Annotated in this window: 3 protein-coding genes; all 3 read right to left on the bottom strand. The window is 50.5% G+C overall.

Annotated elements, in window-relative coordinates; translation table 11 throughout:
- The coding region (locus tag G474_RS21525; protein WP_156919343.1) for a hypothetical protein at window positions 1-387 on the bottom strand (387 nt) is incomplete at its 3' end.
- 40 nt (window positions 388-427) lie between these two features.
- Window positions 428-877, bottom strand: coding sequence for a hypothetical protein (locus G474_RS23675; RefSeq protein ID WP_156919342.1), 450 nt, complete (start codon window positions 875-877; stop codon window positions 428-430).
- Window positions 865-1,397, bottom strand: a 533-nt coding sequence (locus G474_RS23005) for an RHS repeat-associated core domain-containing protein (RefSeq protein WP_169729549.1), incomplete at its 5' end; no start/stop codon positions are given. The genes G474_RS23675 and G474_RS23005, both read right to left, overlap by 13 nt.

The raw sequence follows: 1,397 nt of genomic DNA, 5'->3' as shown, positions 1-1,397 counted from the left end.
CTGGAGCTGGGCATGGGCGGCGGGCTGGGTGAGGGCGAGCCAGGGCAGGGTCTCGGCCTCGGTCTGCTGCTCGGCTGCCTGGCGATCGAGGCGATCCTGCTCGGCCCGGACCGTCGCGGGGTCGTAGTAGGTGGCGGGAAAGGGAGAAAGCACCTGGGCGGCATAACGGAGCAGCTGATTATGGCGCACCGGGGGCAAAGGCCCGGGCACGGCGGGGGCCGGCGGCTCGAGAAACGCCAGGCCCTGGTCCCAATGGGCATGATCCCGGCCGGCGGTATTGGCCAGGGCAGGACGGGAAGCCTCCTGGGGCAAGAACATCAGATTACCGGCCGGATCGAAGGCAAAAGTCTCCTCCAGGCCGGGCTGGTCATAGCGCCAGGACAACAAGAAGAAAGAGACTCTCCCCTGGCTATCAATGATAGTTTTGTTAATCGTAGGCGCGGACTTTTCGAGTGCCATCTACTAAGTTAAACTCGATAATATTGAAAGGAAATGATCGAAGCACGACGATTGCTCCTCTGTCAGAAAGGCCGTAGAAAATAATTCTGCTGCGGGTTAATAAGCTGATTTCAAAACGTGGGTTGTCAAGCAGCTCATTTCTGTCCTTGGGTAAATAAAATTTGCTATTTTTTGCTGTTAGTAATAAATTTCTTTCGATGTCTGCTTCTATGAAGTGAGCGAGTGTGTAAACAAAAAACGGGACAGAGATTGCTAATATTATTTTTTGAAATTCTAGTTTTTTCTTTAGCAGCCAATTAATTAGAAGAACGATCCATAATATGGATATCCCCCATCCCACAAAAGCAAAAACATCAATTGCTATCGAAATAATGGCTGCTAACAATAGCAAAAATTTATATTTTTCTATTCTTGCCATGAGCACTCCTCGGGTATGTTTCTGCCATATATCCAAGCATCGGCAGCCCCTCGTTGTCCCATCTCCGCACTCAAAGACGTTGGCCGAGTTGTTTCAGGACCAGTTACGCGCCTGAGAATTTTGCTAGCATCCCATAAAATTATAGAGACAGGGGCTCCTGGCCCCATGGTTCTACCAAGCGCGTTGCCAAAAAAATAGTGTTCTGCATTTCTCTGGTTCAGGTCATGCTCAAAACCGTCACGAGAAACAAGCCCATCCGTTTTGCCAAATTGGCAAATTCTTCGCATTGTTTCTTTGCGTGATTCAGGAATCCATTTGTCTTCAGGGTTTTCAAAGGGGCCGCTACCCCAGCGATCTAACCCTTTAGGGTCAACAAACCCCATCGGATTCCCGCCCACATACCCATAAACATTCACCCCTCCCTCCAACCCAATAGGATCCTGAGTGAGATACCTGCCGGAATCGGGATCGTAGTAGCGGTGGCGGTTGTAGTGGAGTCCGGTTTCTTCGTCGTGGTACT

The sequence above is a fragment of the Azovibrio restrictus DSM 23866 genome, from assembly GCF_000429665.1.
Classification (GTDB): domain Bacteria; phylum Pseudomonadota; class Gammaproteobacteria; order Burkholderiales; family Rhodocyclaceae; genus Azovibrio; species Azovibrio restrictus.
Note: the sequence above shows the minus strand (reverse complement) of the source record. Positions and strands in the feature narration are given on the sequence as shown.

What these genes read in the sequence shown, in the direction of transcription:
- G474_RS23675 (WP_156919342.1), bottom strand. Translation starts at nt 877, where the DNA reads ATGGCAAGAATAGAAAAATATAAATTTTTGCTATTGTTAGCAGCCATT.